Here is a 21,265-nt window from a genome sequence, read left to right on the forward strand (position 1 = left end):
TCGCATATAATTATTACCCATTTACCCCTACCTTTTATGAAAATCAAATACTCTCTAATTTTCCTCCTTCTCTTCGCCTGCCAATTTGCGTCTGCCCAATCGCAGGATTCAATAGCGTTATACCGTCACCATATTGTCATAAACACGCACGTAATACTTGATAGATTAGCTGACCCTGCTAGCCGCATGCCGCTGCATCTTATGTACAAATACCAGTTTTCCCGTAATGGGGCCATTCGGTTTGGAGCAGAGGGGATGTATGCCAAGTCTGACTCTACGCAGTCTTACACAAATCGTCGTGACGAAATTACAGACTTTCTCTTTGGGGGAAGTATTGGCTACGAATGGCAGAGACCGCTCAGCAAACTATTCACACTGTATTACGGAACTGATGGTTTTTATCAGCAGAAAGTGAGGAATATAGAGATGTGGGACGAATTCAGTGAACCGGACCCATATGGTGTAATAGAGAAGCATTCAAAAGATCTTCTTACTACCACCTCTTTCGGAATAAGACCGTTTATTGGCTTCCGCATTAATATTGGCACCAGATTTTATTTATCGACAGAAACAGCATTCCACTTAAGCAAAGTAAAAAGCTCGCAAGATCTCGTACTCTCTCTCAAAACATACTCACCAGAGTACGATAGTTTCGGCAACCCCAAGACCTATATTGACTATACTACCAACAAACTTGTTTTTTCCTACATCCCAATAACGTTTGTCAATCTTAACTGGACTTTCTAAAATTTAAATTAACCTAAAAACAAACTTATGAAGAAGCTCTACTTCTTACTGCTATTCTTAATAGCCCCATTTTTATTAGCTGCAAAACAGCTTTAACGCCTGATGGCAGAGTTCCCCAATGTCCTGGAAATAGAATTGCTTATACAGCTTTTCCAGCAGGTGGTTCTGCTTCTGCCAATTATGCAGGCTGCTCTTTTAAATGGTCTATTACCAACGGCAAATTTTACATTACTAACAGCAGTGATGATTACACTACATCCAACAGTTCTGTAGAAGTAATCTGGAACGATGTAACAAATAAAGGAGAATTAAAAGTAACAATTACGTCCTGTAACAACAAATCTAATGATGGCACACCAACTACTGGTGGCGTCATAATCAAATCTATAAACGGTGTTAACCCCTCACAAGTTAAGGTAAACAACGTAGCAAAATCAAGCCACAGTATAGACTGGTGCAGCACAGCCCCTATAACGTTAGCTATAGATAGGCTCGCAATTCCTAACACCCCAAGCAGCTCTAACCCATCCTATTCTTCTACTTTATATGTAGACACCTATGAATGGACGCTACCATCCGGTTGGCGCACTAATGACAATAAGACGGGCACCTTTACGACTCCTTCCTACTCCATCTCGGTTATACCTGCAGCAGGGTCCGGAGGCCAGGTAAAAGTGAGAGGCCTGAACCAGGAATGCAGCATAAGCAGTGTACCAAGGGTAAACTTCTATAGCAATTACAGCACACTCACTATTACGCGCGAACCTCAGGTAAGCGCAATCACTGCTTCCAAAACCAATTTGCACTGCGGCGACAGAAACCCTGTTAACCTCTCGGTTCCAGCCGTGACGGGAGCCACATCCTATACCTGGTCGCTTCCGCAGGGCTGGACGATTTCGGGATCTGCTTCCGGCAATTCTATCTCCGCCATACCGAGCGGCACGAATGGCGGGCAGGTATCGGTAGCGGCCAACATTACCTGCACCACCCCTAACAAGGCGGTCAACTCAACACCTATCACCATCAACTACAACAGCAGCCTGCCTACACCGACGTTCAACAACGCACCTTACGATATAGGAAATACTGCATCTTCCTTTAGCATAACCTCAGTAGCCGGTGCTACCAGCTATACCTGGGAGGCCAGTAGCAACATCCTCATTAATGGGCAAGTGTCACCGCTGCAAAGCACGTCAACGACCGTAGCGATCTCGCAGCGGCCCGGTTACAGTGGCGCAGGCTGGGTAAAGGTAACGGCCAATAGTGCGCAGTGTGGCAGTAGCACTTTAACCAAAAATGTTTGGGTGGGCCAACCAGAAATTTTATACTTCAGCTATTTTGGCAGTGCCAAACACCCTACCTGCCCCTACGAACAGCACACTTTTGCTCCTGTTTACAGTAACGGATATCAGGGGCAGCCATCGCGCTACCGTTGGGCAGTTGGCAATGTGAGCAGCCACGGCGACTTAACAGGCTCAACACTTACTGTAACGGCAGCAGGGTTTAACTTTAGCTCCCGCATGTCAATCGGCTTAGAGGTTGAAACTCCTCTCGGCTGGACACAGCAGTTTGTGATGCTCTACGAGATCCGCGACTGCGACAATGGTGCAGAGCCTATGTTTAGCCCGAATCCAGTCACCGCAGACGAGTTCACCTTAGAACTTTCCGGAAGTTCAGACGAGAGCTACAGCTATACCTTGTATGACTTGCAGGGAAACCAGCGCCTTTCCGGCAAAGCCAAGGGCAAGAAAACCAAAGTTAGCACAAAAGGTATACCTGCTGGCACCTACATGCTCAGAATAGAGCATAAGGGCAAATCCACGACCAGAAGAATGATAATAAAGAAGTAACCACCCTGGTGAATAAACAAGGCCCACGATTGTTTTAATCGTGGGCCTTGTCATTTATAAGCAGGAGACATCATAAATCTAAAAAATCAGACAATTGGCCAATATTTTAAGTTCTTTTGTCCAGGCACTCAAAACGGCGAGACAAAATCCTGTAGCAGCGGCAGTACTTCGTCCTTGGGCGAAACCAGCGGCTGGGCTATACCCCAGTCTATACCCAGGGCTGGGTCGTTCCAGAGGATACCGCCTTCGGATGGCTGATGATACAGGTTGGTGCATTTGTAGAGGAAACTGGTGTTGTCTTCCAGCGCTACAAAGCCGTGGGCAAAGCCTTCCGGAATATAGAGCATGTTATGCTGCTCCGCATCGAGTATGCAGGTGGCGTGCTGTCCGTAAGTGGGGGAGTTTTTGCGGAGGTCGAGCGCCACATCCAGCGCACGGCCCGAAGCAACCCGCACCAGTTTGCCCTGCGCATAAGGCGGCCTCTGAAAATGCAGGCCGCGCAGCACGCCTTTTCTAGAAACAGACTCGTTGTCCTGCACAAAGACCGGGTTGATGCCGAAGGGCGCAAACATGCTGGCATTGTAGGTTTCCATGAACCAGCCACGCTCGTCGCGGAACACGCGTGGTATAAATTCGATCAGGCCTTCAATGTGATAGGTCTTATGCTGCATAGCTGGTGTAAATGGATCTGCTTTGGTTCTTTTAGAAGGGTGGCAAGTTAGGTTTTTTCCCCTTTCTTCTGAAATTTTTCAACTAACTTGCGTCCATCCTGCCTGCTTCCACGGCGCTATACCTGCTAATTTTGACCGGGGCCGGGAACAATTACGTACAATGATTCACGCCGAAAAAAGGCTGACAAACCGCTACGCTTAACATCTGAAAATGGGTAAACAAAAATACTACGAAACCGCCAAGCCGCAGGAAACCGCCGTGCTGGTGGCTGTGCCTGGTTATAAGCAAACCGACGAACAAACTAACGAATACCTCGACGAACTGGCCTTCCTGACCGAAACAGCCGGCGCCGTAACCATGAAGCGCTTTGTGCAGAAACTCGACAAGCCTGACCGTGCCACCTTTGTGGGCAGCGGCAAACTCGAGGAAATCAAAGCCTATGTGAAGGAGCACAACGTGGATATGGTGATCTTCGACGATGACCTCACCCCCTCGCAGGTGCGCAACATCGAGCGTGAGTTGCAGGTGAAGATCGTGGACCGCAGCTTACTCATCCTCGACATCTTCGCGCTCCGTGCCAAAACCGCTCAGGCACACGCCCAGGTAGAAATGGCCCAGTACCAGTACCTGCTGCCCCGCCTGACGAACCTTTGGACTCACCTTTCCAAACAAAAAGGTGGTATCGGTATGAAGGGTCCGGGTGAAACCGAGATCGAGACGGACCGCCGTATTGTGCGCGACAAAATCTCGCTCTTGCGCGAACGACTGGAGAAGTTCGAGAAACAGAATTTTGAGCAGCGCAAATCGCGGGCAGGCATGGTGCGCGTAGCCCTGGTAGGGTATACGAACGTGGGCAAATCCACCCTGATGAACCTGCTCTCCAAATCCGACGTGTTTGCCGAAAACAAACTCTTCGCGACAGTAGACGCCACGGTGCGCAAAGTGGTGCTTGACAACATCCCATTCCTGCTCTCCGACACGGTAGGGTTCATCCGCAAGTTGCCGACCAAACTCATCGAGGCCTTTAAGTCCACGCTCGACGAGATCCGCGAGGCTGATCTGCTGGTACACGTGGTGGATGTGTCGCACCCTTCGTTTGAGGACCACATTGCGGTAGTGAACAACACGCTGCTCGACATCAACTCAGCCGACAAGCCGGTACTGCTGGTGTTCAACAAAATAGACCAGTACCTGGAGCAGCGCGAGCAGGAGCTGGCAGAGGAAGCGGGTATCAACGAGGATGGCCACAGCAACGTGCGCCCTTCCATCGACGACCTGAAAGCGACCTACATGGCCAAGGTGCATGCCCCAGCCCTGTTCATTTCAGCTACCAACCGTATCAACATCGATGAGTTGCGTGCCGAGCTGCAGCGCCGTGTAGCAGAAATTCATTTTGAGCGCTACCCAAACAACGTGTAAGCCATTTTTGAAACATCAGAAAGGGGGAATGGTCCGGCAAGGGCTGTTCCCTTTTTGTTTTCAAGGGCCTAATATACCTGTCTAACCTTCAGCTATACCTGCCAAGCCTTCCCCAAAGTCAATCTAAGCTCCATCCTCACAACAAATTTCCTTTGCTTTCAGTAAACACCTTGCATAGCAACCGTACTATGTACCTGGCATCTTGCTATACCTTTCTGAAAGAGATTTACCTTATGAAAACCTTATATATCATGCGTCATGCCAAATCCAGCTGGAAGTTCGAAGAGCTGAGCGACCATGACCGACCACTGAACAAACGCGGCCGCAACGACGCTCCGCTTATGGGGCAGGAACTGGCAGCCAACAATGCCCAGCTACAACTCATACTGTCGAGCCCTGCTGTGCGGGCGCTTACCACCGCCACGCTGGTAGCCCGCGAGCTCGATTACGATGCCGATGATATTGCAGTAAATGATCGTATGTATGGCGCAAGTGCCGAAGAGCTGCTTGAGATAGCCCGTGAAGCACCCGCCGATGTAGACAGCATGATGATGGTGGGGCACAATGAATCCATCTCAGAGTTTGCCAATATGCTCTCACCCAAACATGTGGCCAGCATGCCAACAGCCGGCGTAGTGGCCTTGCGCTTTAACTGCGACAGCTGGTATGACATCAAGCGTGACAATGCCGAGCTATTGTTCTACGATGTACCTAAAAACCACAAATAACACAGCACACCGGCATAGCTCACAGGTATAACCCCACACCTGGAAGCTATGCTCATACCTTTATCACATTGCGCCGCACCGGGCAACATACAAAACCATGGAAATTAATACCGAAGATAAAAAACCGACCACCACACCGCTGATCAACCGCGAACTCAGCTGGCTGGCATTCAACTACCGCGTGCTGCAGGAGGCCAAAGACCGCACCGTGCCGCTGCTGGAGCGTGTCAAGTTTATGGCTATCTTCTCGGCCAACCTCGACGAGTACTTCAAGGTGCGGGTAGCCACACTCAAGCGACTGATCAAGCTCAAAAAGAAAACCCGTGACAAACTCTCCGAGGATCCTGTCGATACATTCGATCAGGTGATGCAGGAAGTGAAGCGCCAGCAGGAGGAATTCGGGGAGGTGTTCAGAGAAGGCATACTGGCAGACCTGCGCCAGCATCATATCAACCTCCTCACCGAGAACGACCTGAACAAAACGCAACAGAAGTGGGTGCGCGAGTACTTTACCGAGCACATACAGCCGCACATCCTGCCGCTTCTGCTTGACGACACTGAGACGCACTTTTTCCTAAAGGACCAGACTGTATACCTGGGTGTGCATCTATTCGACCCTAAGAAGGAAGATCTGAAGCCCGAGCGCTTCTCTATGCTCGAAATACCCACCAAGAAGCATGGCAGCCGCTTTGTGAAGCTCCCTACGGTAGGCAAGCAACGTTACGTGATGTTCCTGGATGATGTGATTCGCTTCTGCCTGCCCGCGCTGTACCCCAACTACACCCGCTTTGAGGCACATGCCGTGAAGGTATCGCGCGATGCTGAACTGGATATTGAGGAAGAAGTATCAGGCAGCCTGATGGCTAAAATCCAGAAGAGTCTGAAGAAGCGTGAAACGGGTTATCCAGCCCGCCTCCTGTATGACCCTGTCACACCAAAGCCAATGCTCGAAGCCATTATGGCGCACACGGGCATATCAGAAGACGAACTGGTGGAAGGCAGCAAGTACCATAACTTCCGTGACTTCTTTCAGTTCCCGGACTTCAACCTACCCGACCTCAAGTACACGCCACAGCCTACGCTGGTGCATCCGCTCCTGGAGCAGGAAGAAAGCCTGATTGAGGCCATGAAAAAGCGGGACTACCTGGTACACTACCCGTACCAGTCCTTTGGCTACGTGTTGCGCCTGTTCGATGAAGCTGCTAAAGACCCGAAAGTTACCGCCATGAGCGCTACCCTATACCGCGTAGCTGATAACTCAGCCATTGCTAAGTCGCTGGTAAAAGCTGCCAAGAATGGAAAACTGGTAACGGTAGTAGTAGAACTCAAGGCCCGATTTGATGAAGAGTCTAACATCTTCTGGGCAGGCAAGCTGCAAAAGGCCGGAGCTAATGTGATACTGGGCTTGCCTGATCTCAAGGTACACACCAAGCTGGGCCTGATCACCCGCAACGAGGACGGCAAACTGGTGAACTACGCCTACCTGAGCACCGGCAATTACAATGAAGACACTTCCAAGATTTATGCTGACCACGCGCTGTTCACCTCCCACAAGGAGATCACGCAGGATGTGGAACAGGTCTTCAACTTCTTCATCGATCGCCAGCATGACAAGAAGTTCAAGAAACTGCTGATGGCGCCCATCAACATGCGGGACCGCTTTGTGGAGATGATCAACCGGGAAATCAAAAATGCCCGAAAAGGCAAGCCTGCTTCTATGATCCTCAAAATGAATGCCCTGCAGGACGAGCGCATGATCAGGAAACTGTATGCCGCCAGCCAGGCCGGTGTGAAGATAGATCTGTTGGTGCGGGGCATCTGCTGCCTGGTGCCGGGGGTAGAGGGGCTGAGCGAGAACATACAGGTGCGCAGCATCGTGGACCGTTATCTGGAGCATGCGCGGGTATACATCTTCCACAACAATGGCAAAGAGGAGTACTATGTGGCGTCCGCTGACTGGATGGTCCGAAACCTAAGCCGCCGGGTGGAAGTGGCTTTCCCGATCCTGCAGAAGGATCTGATCCAGGAATTGCGCACGATCATAGACTATCAGCTGGCTGATGATACCAAGGCTCGCGATATCGACAACAGCTATGTAGAGCAGGTAAGCCCTACCCATATCCGATCACAGTATGCTACCTACGAGTATCTGCGCAGTCTGATCCCGGCAGGTATGGAGTCGGCAAGCAAATAGAAGTAGGCCCCCCAAAGCAACAAAGCCCGACTCGCTATACCTGCGGGTCGGGCTTTGCTATACCTAGACCTGAGTTACTTATCTGTTCTGACTACGCTCCAGCAGCTTGCGGGGCGGCACTGCATAGAGTTCTATACCGATGTAGCCTGCTCCGGCCAGGGTATTGGTAATCAGCTCGTCGCGAGAGCCTACTACATCAAAAGCACGGTGGCGGTAGTACTGCCGGAAGCCGCCTTCCACGGCAAACCACAGGAAGTCATAGATCTCCTGCTCCAGTCGCAACAGCGCCTTAATGTCGGTGCGGCGCAGCTCAATGTCGTTGAACTGTGAGAGCGGCGGTTCGTCGGCGTACAGGTTGTAACTGGCACCCTCAATGCGGTAGCCGGTATAGAGCAGTGTTTTTTCGGACACATTGTAGCGCACCCGCAGGTTAGCCGGGAAGATGGACTCCACGCCCCAGCGATCGTTGAAGGTGCGGTTGTACATAATGCCTGGGTAGATACGCTGACGCCCGAAGGTATAGCCAAGCTGCAGGCCCACACCCCAGGCAAAATCAGGGCTGCGTTTCCAGCCATAGGCCAGGTCCACGGTTGTTTTCAGGTAGTCTGATACGTTTACATTGTCGCGGGTATAGTCCCCGTTCAGTTCACCTTTTGCACGCACCAGCATAAAGCGTACCTCATCAAACGAATGCAGGAAAGCCAGCTGCAAGCCCAGGCTCTTCAGGTTTTTATCTTCCAGGTTACGGTAAAGGCTGTAGGAAGCCGGTGATACACTCTCGAAGTTGAACTCCTCAAATTTATGGTCTATACCCAGGATCAGCTTGTTATTAGGCTTGTTCATGATCGGAGCCAATGCCCGCACAAAAAACTTATTGTGCCGCCGTACCCGCGCACGCCCATTGCCCACCTCCGGGTGATCTGACTCCGACTCCATATTGAATTGCGGCAGACGCTCATAGCCGATCACAATGCCACGGCTTCGGCCCATACCCCGCACCCCCGGGCTGGCGTAATCTATCGTTTGTTTCTGCACATCCATCAGGTCCCGTTCAGTTTCCTGGGCTAGTGCTTGTTCTCCTATCAGGAGCAAAGGTATAAGGAGTAATTTAGGCAGGATTAATTTCATAGTTTAAGGCTTGTTAAGGAGCGGTAAAAGCAAAAAGTGCCTGAATCACGGCACTTTTTGCTATACGTCTTTAGATTATTTTAGAATAAAAAGCCGAAGCTTAATGTCCATAGCCTCTCCACGTCGCCTTTGGCATAGGTCAGCACAATCACGTTCTTCTGCATGATATCGGCCCACACGCCCCCGCCGATGCCCGTGTGTAAACTGCGGAAGAAGGCGGCGTCGCGCTCACCATCGTAGTACACTCGGCCTACGTCATACAAGCCCAGCACGCCCAGTCGGCCCGGCGTCAGGTATAGGTTGAAGTCGAAAAGCGACAGGCGGGCCTCGGCATTGGCAAAGATCGCACTGCGGCCGGCAAACCGGGTACGGCGGTAGCCGCGCATGTTGTCCATGCCACCCAGCGTGTTGGCCTGATAGAAGCGGAAGTCACCGAAATTATGCGCTGCCCCCAGACGCCCCGCCCAGGTGAGCTGGAATGGGAAGTTAGGCGTCAGGTAAAAGGCGAACTCAGAGCTTACATGGGTATAGCTGAGTCCTTCGCCGTCTGTCTGCTTGTTGTAACTCAGGCGGTTGTGCAGGCGCATCCCAATGCGCGGGTTCTTCTGATTGCCCTCGCCCAGCACGTCCAGATCAGCAAAAGCCATCAGCCCTACATAATGCTGCGACTCAAAGCGGTCCTGCTCAAAGTCATAGGTCCCCGGTTCTAAACGGCCATTCATTGCCTCGTTCACCAGGTATGTGTCTTGCTCAGAGTTCACCACCCGGAAGCGGTCGTAAGTCGGCCCTATACCGATTTTAAAGAATGGCGCTAAGTTGTTATTGAGCGTCGCTCCTACGTTCACCCGCTTAAACCGGACACGGTAAAAGGAGTCATCCAGTCCGTCCTGCTGTCGGGTATCATTACCGTAGCCGTAGAAGTTGCGCTGGTACTGCGGCCCCTGTATGGCGGCGTTTACCCCGATGTTCCAGTTGCCGAATACCTGTCGGATATCGCCGGCATAGCGCACGTTAAAGGAGTTGGTGTAAAAGGCGTAATTTCCCTCCAGCAGGTGTTCCGCCGCATAAGGCGATTTGCGGAACTTATGTGTGCGTGCCAGCACCCCTGCCCCTATAAACAGCCCGTCATCCACGTTATATTCCAGCGACAAACGAGGGCCCAGGTAAGGCAGTTTGTGATTATCACGGTCATAGAAGTTCACATCCGGACTGATGCTGGTTTGGTCCTTTGTTTCTGGCCCGAAGTTGAACACGTTGCCCTCCTTCGTGTCATACACCACCGTGTGTCTTCTAAGACCAGCCACGCGTGAGTTATCGCTGATCACGTCTTCGTCGTTACCACCGATAATGCGCACAATTATTCCTTTGTTCACATCCCCATTCACCTCAAACATATCTTTGCCACGCTGCCCGTACAGGCGCAGCTCTTTGGTTTCGGAGGTGTAGAAGGTGCGTTTGTACAAAGTGTCACGCAGTTCGCCTTCTTTATTGATCTTGTATACCGTCAGGTGCGTTTCCTCGTCGTTCAGGCGGTTCACCACAAAGTGCTCGTGCTTGTCGCTGCCGGCTACATCCACCATTTCAGAGATGTGCTCGTAGTAGGCCTCTGCCGCCTGCGGCAGCTTGTCGCGGCGGGAGCGCAGCTTGGCTTTGATCTCATTACCTGATATCGCCCGCACCTCTGCCGGCCATTGGTTGATGGCCTCTTCTATCACCTGATCGGTCACACCTGCTTTTATCTCCTCGGCAATGCGAATCCAGTCCTGTCGCGTGATGGCTGGCGTAAAGGAGCGATCGATGGTGAGGGCGCTCAGGTTGAGTCCTACAATGTCGCGGAAGTCGTGGCTAAAGTTCTGCACGTTGCGCACGCCCCACTTACGGGTAGCCAGCCAGGGTATGACGCCATCTGCTTTGAAAAACACCTGGTCACGGTCTTCGGGCACCGGGATGTATACCTTGCCACTGTCGGTCTTCTCCTCTTTCCAGCGCCACTGTCCCTCGTGACGGTCCCAGTCGCCGACGAGCATGTCGAACAGGCGGGCTCGCACGAATTCCTGCTGATTTACCTGATTATCATTGTCCTGCCGCAGCTCTTTCAGCACCTTATCGGTACCCACCAGGTTTTCGGCAAAGCCCAGGCTCTCCACGTCCTCGTGGTTTTCGTCAGCGTCTTCTTCCAGAAAGGCCAGTGTGTTGCTGAACTCATCCATGTACTGGCGCAGGTAGGGCGTCTGGGGAATGTATACCAGTTTGGGATTGGTGTGAAACACGCCTGCGGCATCTGCCAGCTTAGGTATAGCCAATGCACCATAAGGGTGCTGGGCCGATACCTGGTCCTGCAGCAACGCCTTGGCGGCGGTTTGGCGCAGGTACTCCGGCAAGGCCATTGTCGGGTCTTTGTCAACGGTGCGCAGGGTATACTCCCGAGCATCCGGGTTGCGCACTTTCAGGGAGGCTGTCTGTTTGCCTCCACCCTTCTGGTATGGGGTGAGACCACCCATTTCGTTGCGCATATCCAACAGTGGCACTTCCACGGGGGTGGCCCATTCGCGGCGGTAATGCTCGCCCAGCAGCGTGCGACGCAGGCCTCTGGCGGTGTAGTCGTCATTGGCAGCGACTACAATGGTGCTGTCAGCGTAGTTGGTCTCATCGACCACAGCTCCTCTCTTGCGGCGGGGCTCCTTGGCATAGAGCGGCGTCCGGAAAGTCATGGTGCCCTCTGAACCATCGCCCACCGGCGTCCAGTACTCTACCCAGGCTTCTCCATTTTCATAGTAAAGCAGTTTGGCAAAACCTTTTACTTCGTGGGTATACATGGCCGTGCCACCCGGCTTTACATGCTGTGTCTTACAGCCTGAGCCGCTTACGATGTGCGTCAGGTTGTTGTACTTGTAGTGCTGCAACGAGTGCTCGTGTCCTGCGGCGTACACGATGTTATCATACTTATCAAATATGTTGAGCAGCCCTTCGATATAAGCCGTGTAGCGTGGGTGCGGAATATCCTGCAGGATGCCGCCGTACTTGCGGGCAAAAGGATAGATGGACCCGATCACAGGCAGCGGCAGGTAGATCCAGTCTCGTAGCATGGTGAGGGGGAAAACGTGGTCTTTCAGGGTGAAGAAGCCGCCGTGATTTCCACGGGTAAACAAAGGGTGGTGCGCCACTACCACGATATTAGAGCCCTGGTGCTTTTCAATAATGTCTTCGAGCTTCACCAGCAAGTCGGCCTCTGTAGAGGCCCAGCAGTTGCTGCCGGCACCGTAGGGACGCTCCCAGGGGTGCAGCCACCACTCAGAGTCGAGCGCAATCAGTACCACGTCATCGCTTATTTTCACCTCATAAGGGCCGGGGCAAGCATCGCCGGGCACGTAAAAATCGCCTCCTACCACTATGCCTTCTTCGGTGAGGTACTCGTTCACGTAGTTTTGCTGGCGCACCACATACTCTATACCTCCGCGGCCGCTGTGGTTCCAGTCGTGGTTGCCCGGGATCATGTACTTCTCTCCTTTATAGCCACGCAGCACATCAAGCTGCGCATTGAGGCGCTGCTCCGATACCTCCCGGTCGTAACGGCCCGGCTCAGGCAGGCCATTGTGGTACACATTGTCACCCAAAAAGATGGTCGCGCTCTGTGCCCCCACTTCGTTCATCTGCTTTTGCATGAGCTTCAGCGAAGGCTCCTGTTCCTTTAAGTCAGGAGCGCCCACGTCACCGATCAGGAACACGGTGTAGTTTACTTTGTTGTCGGGCTTGGGCTCTTTCTGTTCCCAGTTGAGCACGTCACGGCTGTAGTAAGGTTTTTTGGTGGCACAGGCCTGTAGGAGTATCAAGAAGAAGCCCACGGCCAGGGGACGCAGGATAACAGAAATAAGGTGAAGACGGTTTTTCATAAGGTTCTGTGTGTACGGGATGTCCTGTCTAGCAAAAGCAAGTGTGACGGTATAAACACAACGACTGACGATGGGTTTGCTGCCGTACGGAGAGGACTGAAAGCGGTGCTTGGGTTTGGTAATGCATGGTTGGTATCAGAGCCCGAAAGTGCGCCACGGTTGCGTCCGGGCTGAAATAGATAACGTATGGCGGCGGCATTAAGTTATTGCTTCACTATATAGAGCGTTTTGAGCGTCGGGATTGCTCTTTTCAACAAAAAGCGCTATTCACCGTAACGGCAAAAGAATACTAGCACCACCTTCAACCGCCGCTCACAACTGTGCATCTACTGCAGAGCTACCTGACAATGGCGGCAAACACCGTTATGGAAGAACAAGATATCGTCAAACAAGCCAGTGAGTACGTTTTCAGGCTTTTTAAGGAACAACTGTCTAAAAAGCTTGTTTATCACAATTATAAACACACCTTCGAGACTGCCAACGAAGCACGCCAGTTGGGAGAGCTATACGATCTGAGCCCGGAAGAGCTGCAGGACCTGGAACTGGCAGCCTGGTTTCATGATACCGGCTATGTAACCGCTTACGACGGACACGAAGAGGAGAGCGTGCGTTTCGCCACCTCGTGGCTGCAGGAAAACAACTACCCGCCTGAGCGCATTACCCGCGTAACCGATTGCATCATGGCCACCAGGCACGGCACCAAGCCTGAAACACTGCTGCAGGAGATTATTATTGATGCAGATATGGCAAACATTGGCAAAGAAACATTTTTTGCCACAGCCGAGCTGCTGCGCGTGGAGTGGGAGATCTTTAAAGAGAAGTTTTTCTCAGATCAGGAGTGGGCGCAGTTTCAGATGGAATTTCTGCTTTCCACAACCTTCTATACCGCCAAAGCCCAGCATAAATACGCCGCGCAGCTTGGCCTGAACATACAGGAGCAGCGTAACCAGCTGCACAAAGAGTCGAAAAAGAAAAAAAAGGAAGAGAAAGAGCAACGCGAAACACTCGCCCAGCCGAAGCGCGGTATCGAGACTATGTTTCGCAACACCTATCGTACTCACCTCAACCTGAGCGCCATTGCCGATAACAAGGCCAACATGATGATCAGCCTTAACGCCATTATCATGTCGGTAATCATCACGTACCTCAGTACCAAGACCTCCATTACAGGAGCTGAGTTTGCCCAGCACCGCTCGCTGCTTATACCCGTCGGCATGCTGCTGCTCACCACACTTGGCTCTGTCATCTTCGCCATCATCTCAGCGCAGCCTGAAGTGACGAGTTTCTCTTTCAACCGAAAAAAGATCAATAGCAAAAAGGTGAACCTGCTTTTCTTCGGTAACTTCACTAATATTCCACTGGAGGATTTCCAGAATGGCATGCATGAGATCATGCGCGACAAAAAGTCGCTTTACACCAACATGATTACCGACATTTACTACCTGGGCGAAGTACTGAGCCGCAAGTACAAGATCCTGCGCATCTCCTACTCCATCTTTATGGTGGGATTGGTACTTACGGTAATCGCCTTTGGCATTTCAATAGCCTTGTATGATGCACCTATCGTGGAACCGACCCCACAGGGACTGCCAGCACAGGAGCAAACCCCGCAGCAGTAGTCGAACTTGTAAATAGTCGGAATTAAGCTAAATTTGTGCAGGCTGCCCGGAAGCTTATTCCGGATTACCTGGCCCTGTAGTTCAATGGATAGAATAGGAGTTTCCTAAACTCTAGATTCAGGTTCGATTCCTGACAGGGCCACCAATGCAAGAGTTATTTTTCAGTGTATTTGGGGAACTAACCCCTACTGGCTCCACTTAATAGGAAGAGTCTGAGCTACTTTGCAACGACGCTATATTTCCGATTTCATATTTTATTCCCTATATTAGAGCTGAAGCCACTCTCTAACACCATGAAAACAACTTTAACTGCCTGCATGCTGGCTATCTTTGTCAGCATTACGGCCTGCAACAGCGAACAGCGGAGTATGGAAGCGGACGACTCTGAAGCTACCGTAGCCAGCGAGACCGGAGGGCTCCCTGCAGACGTGCTATACGCCACCAGACCTCTGATTGGTGGAGAGGTCTACAAAACAGCCAGCTTTCAGGCAAACAGCCTGCTGCACTTTGACACCACACAGCTCATCCAGGTGCTCGACACTTCCGATGCCATGTTTGTAAAAGCGCGAGTGCACCGCGACACTACCGCTTATACCGGCTTTGTATCCAAGGCCATCCTGCCGGAATAAACCCTTTAAGCCTAAAACAACGAAGGCCGCCCTGCTTGCAGGGCGGCCTTCGTTGTAAATGCATGTTTTCTTATTTAACTACAACCCTTCTGACAGAACTGTAGCCTTCAGCTTCTATCTTCACATAGTACAGCCCTTTGGCAAGCCGGGTCAGGTCTACGGTTTTGGTTGTCTGAATGTCCGGACGGCTGATCACTTCCTGATACACCTCATTGCCGATCACATTCAGAATACGCAACTCCACCTGCCGGGCATCTAGCTGGGCAAACGAAATCGTAAAAACCCCGTTGTTGGGGTTAGGGTATATGGCAACCTCTTTTTCCTGTTGCTCTAAGCTCTTATTCTTTGTTTCAGTTTGTCCCGGAGCCGGCTCCCGTACCTGGGCCTGTGCCAGTAAAACTGCCATACAGAAAAAGAGAGTAAGTATAATTTGCTTCATATTGAAAATTAAGATCTTGTCCTTCTTAGTATATACAAAAGTTGTTCCATATTGTTAACGTCTGGAGTGATAATTTGTTCTTGCATTTTACGCACCAGAACGAATGCTTTCACTAAATAGCCGAAAGTTTTTTTGGACTTAAAACATAAAGCTTGTCAATTATGCAGATAGTGGTTATCGGAGGGGGCCTTGCCGGGTTAACCAGTGCAATTGCACTAGCCGGGCGAGGGCTTTCTGTGACGCTCATCGAAAAAAAGTCCTACCCCTTGCATAAGGTGTGCGGAGAGTATGTCTCAAACGAAGTACTTCCCTATTTGCGCAGTATCGGAGCTGATCCGGCAACGCTACAACCGGCTTCTATTTCCCGCTTTATGCTCACCTCTCCCAAAGGGGCTACGCTGGAGTCGCCACTCGACCTGGGCGGGTTTGGCATAAGCCGCTATACCCTGGATCACTTCCTGTACCAGGTGGCATTGGCCAAAGGAGTGCAGGTAAGGCTGCAGACGGCGGTGCAGGACGTGCAGTTCACGGATAACCGATTTGCACTAAAACTCTCGGACGGCGACACCCTTCGTGCAGAAATCGTACTTGGCGCTTACGGCAAACGTAGTGCCCTCGACCGCCAGCTCAACCGCTCCTACTTTACCAGGCGCTCCCCTTACATCGGCGTGAAGTACCACCTGCGCTTCGACATGCCCACCGACCTGATCGCGCTTCACAATTTCAAAGACGGCTATGCCGGCATTTCCGCCATTGAGGACGGCCGCTACTGCTTCTGCTACCTGACTACCCGCGAGAACCTGCGCCGCCACGGTTCTATACCTGCCATGGAGCAGGCCATACTGCAGCAGAACCCGCACCTTCGCCGCATTTTTGCAGAGGCTGAGTTTCTATATGAACACCCCGAAGTTATCAATGAGATATCCTTCGCCACTAAAACCTGTGTGGAGCACCACATGCTGATGTGCGGTGATGCGGCCGGTATGATCACGCCACTTTGCGGCAACGGCATGGCCATGGCCATACACGCAGGCAAACTGGCGTCAGAGCAGGTGGTGCGCTATTTTGAAAACGGCCACAATCGGGAGTCACTGGAGAGGGGATATACCCTGGCTTGGAAAAAGCAGTTTGAACAACGCTTGCAGGTTGGGCGTGCCGTGCAGCGGTTGTTTGGCAACCCGCTGCTCTCGGAGCTGGCGGTAGGCACACTGCGTTACCTGCCCGCAGCGGTGCGCCTGATCATGCGCCAAACCCACGGTCAGCCTTTCTAAACCTATACATCTTAAAACGGTCGCTTTCGTACTTATCCAAACCTGTGGCTGCGTCTTTTTAGGAAGAAGCACAAACATAGTGTTTACTTGCCTGTTGCCGCTATACCTATGACAGACGGGCAAGCCCATAGCATTCCAATTGCCTTGAAACAAATTCTTAGCACACACCAGCTTATGAAAAGCTATATATGCGGTATCGGCACGGCTAACCCGCCACACAAAATCCCTCAGATGCAGGTGGCCGATTTTATGGCAGCGGCTCACCAGCTCGATGAGCAAGGAAGCCGCAAGCTCAAAGCCCTCTACCGCGTATCAGGCATAAGCCAGCGTTACAGCGTGCTCGAAGACTTCACCCGACAAAACGGAGACTATACCTTCTTCCCCAACACGCATGACCTCGAGCCCTTCCCCACGGTGCAGCAGCGCATGGAGGTATACCGCAAGCACGCCCTCGACCTGTCAGAGCAGGCGGTTCGCAATTGCCTGGCCCAGGTCAGCGATACTACCCTGCAGAGCCTTACCCACCTGATCACCGTGAGCTGCACGGGCATGTATGCCCCCGGTCTCGATATTGAGCTTGTGGAGCGACTCGAACTGAACTCCTGTGTGCAGCGCACGGCTGTTAATTTCATGGGCTGCTATGCAGCATTCAATGCTATTAAGCTGGCCGACGCCATCTGCAAGGCTGACCCAAGTGCCAGGGTGATGCTAGTGTGCACCGAGATCTGCACCATCCACTTTCAGAAAAATCAGGAGCAGGACCATCTGGTGTCGAACGCGCTCTTTGGCGATGGCGCAGCGGCAGTGCTCATGCAGGGGCAGCCTTGTCGGGAGGTAAGCTTGGAGCTGCAGTCTTTCCACTGTGACCTGGCGCCTGCCGGCAAACGCGAAATGGCATGGCACATCGGCGACACAGGTTTTGAGATGACCCTCTCCTCGTATGTTCCGGATCTGATCAAAAACGGCATCAAACAACTCACAGAACGTTTGCTGCAAGGCCTCCGCACTACCGTTTCGGAGATCAAGCTGTTTGCCATACACCCTGGCGGGCGCCGCATACTCGAGGTGATAGAGCAGGAACTCGGCCTGACACGCGACGACAACCGCTTCGCCTACCGGGTGCTGCACGAGTTCGGCAACATGTCGTCGGCCACGGTACTGTTTGTGCTGAAGGAGCTGATGGCCAGCCTGACCACACAGGAAAAAGATGAACCGGTGCTGAGCTTTGCCTTTGGCCCCGGCCTCACATTGGAATCGATGCTATTGAAGGTGCACTATGCTGAAGCAAAGGTCTAACCAAGCCGAACTGATGGACGACCTCAACTTGTCGGGTGACGAGTTGCGGCGCAACCTGGAGGAGCTGGAAGTGATCAACACCTGGCTGGGTGGCTACAAGGTGGTACTCGACGCGCTGGAGCAGCTGCTGGACGGACACAAAGGTCCGCCCCTTCGATTGGCCGATATCGGCTGCGGCGGTGGCGACACGCTGCGTCACATTGCCAAGTGGGCCCGCCGCAAAAACATTCCGCTGCAGCTCACAGGTATAGACGCCAATGACTTTATGGTGCAGTATGCCCGCCAGCGCTGCGGCGGCTTCCCCGAAATAGAACTGGAGCAGCACGATGTATTTTCAGAGCGTTTTCAGCATCAGCAATACGACATTGTGGTTTGCAGCCTGTTCTGCCATCACTTCACCGATGATCAGCTGGTGCACATGTTCCGGCAGCTGCACCGGCAGGCAGGTATAGCCGTTATCGTCAACGACCTGCACCGTCACTGGCTGGCCTATCATTCTATTAAATTGCTCACCCGGTTTTTCTCAGATTCCTACCTGGTTAAAAATGACGCACCGCTTTCAGTCTGGCGGGCATTCCGGAGAGAGGAATTGCAGCAATTAGTGCAGCAGGCAGGTATAGACAGGTATAGCCTGCGCTGGATGTGGGCTTTTCGGTGGCAGCTTCTTTTGAAAAAAGCTTAACAATTAGTATCTTAACAAGGTATACAAACCAACTCCCTTATAATGCGACGGATCAACATGCCTTACCTGCTCTCGGTACTTGTGGCTGCCGCGGCGTTCTACTTCGCCTGGTCCCGCGAGTTTGTCACAAATGTGTGGCTGGCACTGGCATTAATCGCTACGCTGCAACCGGCTATTTACCTGGTGCTGCGGCACGCCCGCAACAGGTATAGCTGAATCGCTCACTTAACCCTTTTGACATGAACAAAAGCACGCTTAACTTCTGGATCCTCTTCGTGGTGTCCATCATTATCTCAGCCCTGATCATCTCTATTTTTGTGAAGGTGCTTAAGGCTGTACTGTTTGTGATTCTGGTGCTTGTACTGGCCCCGATCATTTATATCGTGCTCAAGCTGATACTGCCTGGTGCAAAAGGTAAGAGCGAAGACGATAAGCTGAAGTCCAGGCCTTAGGTTTAGAAAAAGAGCTGCTGCGCCAGCCGGAAGGTATTGGCGTGCGCCTCTACAATGTGCGCGATCTGTTTGGAGTAGCCCCCGCCCATACTGACCGTGACAGGTATGCGATGGCGTGCGCAAGCCTCCAGCACCATGCGGTCGCGCTCTTTACAGCCGGCTATGCTCATACCCAGCTTCCCGAGTTTGTCAGTTGCCAGCACATCCACTCCTGACTGAAAAAACACAAAGCCGGGCTCCTGCTCGTCCAGCAACCGCGGCAGGTGCTCTCCTAATAATTTCAAATAGGTTTTATCATCAGTTCCCTCTGCCAGCGGTACATCCAGGTCCGATTGTTCTTTGTGGAAGGGATAGTTATGCCCACCGTGCATGCTGAAGGTAAACACTCGTGGCTCGTTCCTGAAAATCTGTGCCGTGCCGTTGCCCTGGTGCACGTCCAGATCCACCACCAGCACTTTCTTTATCCCCTTATATTTAAGCAGGTGATTGGCCGCTATGGCTATGTCGTTGAGCAGACAGAAGCCCTCGCCCCTGTCTGTGAAGGCATGGTGCGTGCCGCCGGCTATGTTCATGCCGATGCCAAACTCCAGCGCAAACAGCGATGCCTGCAGCGTACCATTCATGATCACGACCTCCCGCTGCACCAGTTGCTCAGACAATGGAAAACCCGTCTTTCGAATCTCCGACGGACTTAGCTCCAGGTCGCGCAGGCGCTGCCAATAGGTGGCGTCGTGGGTGTCAAGAATGTATTGTTCCTGTAGCGGTTCGGGGGCGAAGAGATTGTCTTTCGTAATAGTGCCTTCATAGAGCAGCTGCTCGGGCAGCAAATCGTACTTGGCCATCGGAAAGCGGTGGCCTTCGGGGAGGGAGTGTGCGAATATTTCGGACCAGGCAATTTTTAGCATAGTGCAAAATTAACATTTATACACCGCCACTGGTTTATCCACCGCTTCATTTTCTTTCCCCAATGCACCCTTTTGTCTGCCGACCAGAACCCGTTACAGAGCTACTTTTACAGCACCTGCACAAGTCGTTTACACCTGATTTTCAGTGCAATTATCCTCTCACAACATTATGTAAAACACCCTATGCACACAGGTGCATAAATTCATGAAACCCTATATAATTGCCCACAAATGCGCATTCAGGATGTGGATAAATGTGGATAACTATGTTGATTACGGTGAATTATCCACCATTTACTGTTAACTCCCTGTTAATTTCAGGTAAATTTCATCACCTCGAACACCTGTCTGACAGACGCTACAGGCACGGCTTCACACGGAGCAGTCCAAAAAGAGAGTGCTCCCGACTAAATATTATCAGTGCAAAAGCTATACCTAATAATCTGTGCGCAAGGACAATGCAACCTTTGTAACTTATGTAACGATATATAGCAATTCACATATAAAAGTCACACTTTAGCATAGGCTATCGTAAACTTTAATAGAAACCAACCAGACAAAACGATGAAAAAATCTATACTACTCCTACTTGCTTTCCTGTTTTCAGTAGGTGCCTATGCTCAGACCGATTACGGACCATCGGCAGGACAGCAGAATCACAACCTGTTCAGCGGTACCGGAACCAACTCCGGCTTTGGTATAAAAGGCGGTGTGAATTTCGCCACCCTCCGCGGCAGCGACAAAGACGTGCTGGGCAACTTCAGCGGCCTTACAACTTTCCATGCCGGTGTCTATACCCAGTTTTCGCTTGGCAACACCTTTTCTATACAGCCTGAGGCGCTGTACTCCCGAAAGGGCATTGAGCGAAACGACTCCACCTTCCGCTTCGATTACCTGGAGGTACCCATTCTGGCGGTATTCAATATCACTGAAAATGTGAGCATACATTTTGGTCCGCAGGTAGGCATCCTGATGTCTGCCAAGGAAGAGGACACGGAAGTAAGCATAGAGCCGCTGAATACCTTTGCCTATGGCGTAGCAGCCGGCGCCGAGGCCCGACTGAGCATTTTCAGACTGGGAGCCCGCTATAACCTGGGGCTGGAGGACCTGCGCAAAGAAAACAACCAGGGGCAGAAGATAAATCAGGATATAAAGCACGGCGTGTTCCAGGTATACCTGGGCTTTGGCTTTTAAGGGATTACTCACCTCTGATCTCCTCGACACAGGGACCTGGCAGCAGGTCCCTGTTTGTTTTTAAGCACAGGTATACAGCCTGCTGTTTTCAGCCCTTTGTCTTTGTATGTCGTATTTTATAATGCAGAAAACCACCCCTGTGCCAGGAGG

18 protein-coding genes and 1 tRNA gene are annotated in these 21,265 nt (G+C 51.8%); 14 read left to right on the plus strand and 5 right to left on the minus strand.

Annotation, left to right across the window (positions count from 1 at the left end):
- Positions 1-36 precede the first annotated feature (36 nt).
- Both BW972_RS03530 and BW972_RS03535 read left to right on the plus strand, forming a co-directional pair.
- A complete protein-coding gene (locus BW972_RS03530; RefSeq protein WP_007654095.1) occupies positions 37-747 on the plus strand; it encodes a hypothetical protein in 711 nt (236 codons plus the stop codon).
- Positions 748-1,421: 674 nt separating this feature from the next.
- Positions 1,422-2,597, plus strand: coding sequence for a T9SS type A sorting domain-containing protein (locus tag BW972_RS03535; RefSeq protein WP_076421081.1), 1,176 nt, complete (start codon positions 1,422-1,424; stop codon positions 2,595-2,597).
- Between the two features lie 128 nt (positions 2,598-2,725).
- Here the strand turns inward: BW972_RS03535 and rfbC are convergent, their stop codons facing one another.
- Positions 2,726-3,268 (minus strand): dTDP-4-dehydrorhamnose 3,5-epimerase, encoded by a 543-nt coding sequence (rfbC, locus tag BW972_RS03540; RefSeq protein WP_007654104.1) that lies wholly within the window; start codon positions 3,266-3,268, stop codon positions 2,726-2,728.
- 211 nt (positions 3,269-3,479) lie between these two features.
- Between rfbC and hflX the strand changes: the two genes are divergently transcribed.
- The 3 genes from hflX to ppk1 all read left to right on the plus strand — a co-directional run bounded on the left by hflX (position 3,480) and on the right by ppk1 (position 7,610).
- Positions 3,480-4,688, plus strand: a complete 1,209-nt coding sequence (gene hflX, locus BW972_RS03545; RefSeq protein WP_076421084.1) for a GTPase HflX — start codon at positions 3,480-3,482, stop codon at positions 4,686-4,688.
- A 233-nt stretch (positions 4,689-4,921) separates the two neighbouring features.
- Positions 4,922-5,416 carry a SixA phosphatase family protein gene (locus tag BW972_RS03550; protein WP_040574717.1) on the plus strand — a complete coding sequence of 165 codons (495 nt, stop codon included), beginning with the start codon at positions 4,922-4,924 and terminating at the stop codon, positions 5,414-5,416.
- 97 nt (positions 5,417-5,513) lie between these two features.
- Positions 5,514-7,610: a polyphosphate kinase 1 gene (gene ppk1 / locus BW972_RS03555; protein WP_076421086.1), complete on the plus strand. Its 2,097-nt coding sequence runs from the start codon at positions 5,514-5,516 to the stop codon at positions 7,608-7,610.
- 78 nt (positions 7,611-7,688) lie between these two features.
- Here the strand turns inward: ppk1 and BW972_RS03560 are convergent, their stop codons facing one another.
- Both BW972_RS03560 and BW972_RS03565 read right to left on the minus strand, forming a co-directional pair.
- Positions 7,689-8,738, minus strand: coding sequence for a DUF6268 family outer membrane beta-barrel protein (locus BW972_RS03560; RefSeq protein WP_076421089.1), 1,050 nt, complete (start codon positions 8,736-8,738; stop codon positions 7,689-7,691).
- 80 nt (positions 8,739-8,818) lie between these two features.
- Entirely contained in the window at positions 8,819-12,628 is a 3,810-nt protein-coding gene (locus BW972_RS03565) for a metallophosphoesterase (protein WP_234986283.1), read from the minus strand.
- Positions 12,629-12,993: 365 nt separating this feature from the next.
- Here BW972_RS03565 and BW972_RS03570 point away from each other — a divergent pair, with 365 nt between their 5' ends.
- From BW972_RS03570 to BW972_RS03580, 3 genes are all read left to right on the plus strand, one after another.
- On the plus strand, positions 12,994-14,247 hold the full coding sequence (locus tag BW972_RS03570) for a Pycsar system effector family protein (RefSeq protein ID WP_076421091.1): 1,254 nt from the start codon (positions 12,994-12,996) through the stop codon (positions 14,245-14,247).
- 70 nt (positions 14,248-14,317) lie between these two features.
- Positions 14,318-14,392 (plus strand) — tRNA-Arg (locus BW972_RS03575).
- Positions 14,393-14,540: 148 nt separating this feature from the next.
- Positions 14,541-14,876, plus strand: coding sequence for a hypothetical protein (locus BW972_RS03580; RefSeq protein ID WP_007660507.1), 336 nt, complete (start codon positions 14,541-14,543; stop codon positions 14,874-14,876).
- A gap of 70 nt (positions 14,877-14,946) precedes the next feature.
- On the opposite strand, the gene BW972_RS03585 is transcribed toward BW972_RS03580, so the two are convergent.
- The gene (locus BW972_RS03585) at positions 14,947-15,282 is read right to left on the minus strand and encodes a T9SS type A sorting domain-containing protein (protein ID WP_007660506.1); all 336 of its coding nucleotides are present in this window, start codon (positions 15,280-15,282) and stop codon (positions 14,947-14,949) included.
- A 194-nt stretch (positions 15,283-15,476) separates the two neighbouring features.
- On the opposite strand from BW972_RS03585, the gene BW972_RS03590 reads away from it, so the two are divergent.
- The 5 genes from BW972_RS03590 (at position 15,477) to BW972_RS03605 (ending at position 19,016) form a co-directional block, all read left to right on the plus strand.
- On the plus strand, positions 15,477-16,586 hold the full coding sequence (locus BW972_RS03590; protein WP_007660505.1) for an NAD(P)/FAD-dependent oxidoreductase: 1,110 nt from the start codon (positions 15,477-15,479) through the stop codon (positions 16,584-16,586).
- A gap of 174 nt (positions 16,587-16,760) precedes the next feature.
- The gene (locus BW972_RS03595; RefSeq protein ID WP_007660504.1) at positions 16,761-17,882 is read left to right on the plus strand and encodes a type III polyketide synthase; all 1,122 of its coding nucleotides are present in this window, start codon (positions 16,761-16,763) and stop codon (positions 17,880-17,882) included.
- Positions 17,863-18,564, plus strand: coding sequence for a methyltransferase domain-containing protein (locus BW972_RS03600; protein WP_007660503.1), 702 nt, complete (start codon positions 17,863-17,865; stop codon positions 18,562-18,564). The genes BW972_RS03595 and BW972_RS03600 overlap by 20 nt, the downstream gene beginning before the upstream one ends.
- 42 nt (positions 18,565-18,606) lie before the next feature.
- Complete coding sequence (locus BW972_RS19835) at positions 18,607-18,780, plus strand: hypothetical protein (RefSeq protein ID WP_155801024.1); 174 nt, start codon at positions 18,607-18,609, stop codon at positions 18,778-18,780.
- Between the two features lie 23 nt (positions 18,781-18,803).
- Entirely contained in the window at positions 18,804-19,016 is a 213-nt protein-coding gene (locus tag BW972_RS03605; protein ID WP_076421093.1) for a hypothetical protein, read from the plus strand.
- A gap of 2 nt (positions 19,017-19,018) precedes the next feature.
- Here the strand turns inward: BW972_RS03605 and BW972_RS03610 are convergent, their stop codons facing one another.
- On the minus strand, positions 19,019-19,921 hold the full coding sequence (locus BW972_RS03610) for a histone deacetylase family protein (protein ID WP_076421095.1): 903 nt from the start codon (positions 19,919-19,921) through the stop codon (positions 19,019-19,021).
- Positions 19,922-20,485: 564 nt separating this feature from the next.
- Between BW972_RS03610 and BW972_RS03615 the strand changes: the two genes are divergently transcribed.
- Positions 20,486-21,115 carry a porin family protein gene (locus tag BW972_RS03615; RefSeq protein WP_076421097.1) on the plus strand — a complete coding sequence of 210 codons (630 nt, stop codon included), beginning with the start codon at positions 20,486-20,488 and terminating at the stop codon, positions 21,113-21,115.
- The last annotated feature ends 150 nt before the right edge of the window (positions 21,116-21,265 follow it).

Source organism: Pontibacter lucknowensis (genome assembly GCF_900156415.1).
Classification (GTDB): domain Bacteria; phylum Bacteroidota; class Bacteroidia; order Cytophagales; family Hymenobacteraceae; genus Pontibacter; species Pontibacter lucknowensis.

Coding starts and splice junctions, on each gene's coding strand:
- BW972_RS03595 (WP_007660504.1), top strand. CDS start 16,761: ATGAAAAGCTATATATGCGGTATCGGCACGGCTAACCCGCCACACAAA.
- BW972_RS03565 (WP_234986283.1), bottom strand. CDS start 12,628: ATGAAAAACCGTCTTCACCTTATTTCTGTTATCCTGCGTCCCCTGGCC.
- BW972_RS03590 (WP_007660505.1), top strand. CDS start 15,477: ATGCAGATAGTGGTTATCGGAGGGGGCCTTGCCGGGTTAACCAGTGCA.
- BW972_RS03585 (WP_007660506.1), bottom strand. CDS start 15,282: ATGGCAGTTTTACTGGCACAGGCCCAGGTACGGGAGCCGGCTCCGGGA.
- BW972_RS03605 (WP_076421093.1), top strand. CDS start 18,804: ATGAACAAAAGCACGCTTAACTTCTGGATCCTCTTCGTGGTGTCCATC.
- BW972_RS03550 (WP_040574717.1), top strand. CDS start 4,922: ATGAAAACCTTATATATCATGCGTCATGCCAAATCCAGCTGGAAGTTC.
- BW972_RS19835 (WP_155801024.1), top strand. CDS start 18,607: ATGCGACGGATCAACATGCCTTACCTGCTCTCGGTACTTGTGGCTGCC.
- ppk1 (WP_076421086.1), top strand. CDS start 5,514: ATGGAAATTAATACCGAAGATAAAAAACCGACCACCACACCGCTGATC.
- rfbC (WP_007654104.1), bottom strand. CDS start 3,268: ATGCAGCATAAGACCTATCACATTGAAGGCCTGATCGAATTTATACCA.
- BW972_RS03615 (WP_076421097.1), top strand. CDS start 20,486: ATGAAAAAATCTATACTACTCCTACTTGCTTTCCTGTTTTCAGTAGGT.
- hflX (WP_076421084.1), top strand. CDS start 3,480: ATGGGTAAACAAAAATACTACGAAACCGCCAAGCCGCAGGAAACCGCC.
- BW972_RS03580 (WP_007660507.1), top strand. CDS start 14,541: ATGAAAACAACTTTAACTGCCTGCATGCTGGCTATCTTTGTCAGCATT.
- BW972_RS03570 (WP_076421091.1), top strand. CDS start 12,994: ATGGAAGAACAAGATATCGTCAAACAAGCCAGTGAGTACGTTTTCAGG.
- BW972_RS03600 (WP_007660503.1), top strand. CDS start 17,863: ATGCTGAAGCAAAGGTCTAACCAAGCCGAACTGATGGACGACCTCAAC.
- BW972_RS03560 (WP_076421089.1), bottom strand. CDS start 8,738: ATGAAATTAATCCTGCCTAAATTACTCCTTATACCTTTGCTCCTGATA.
- BW972_RS03530 (WP_007654095.1), top strand. CDS start 37: ATGAAAATCAAATACTCTCTAATTTTCCTCCTTCTCTTCGCCTGCCAA.
- BW972_RS03610 (WP_076421095.1), bottom strand. CDS start 19,921: ATGCTAAAAATTGCCTGGTCCGAAATATTCGCACACTCCCTCCCCGAA.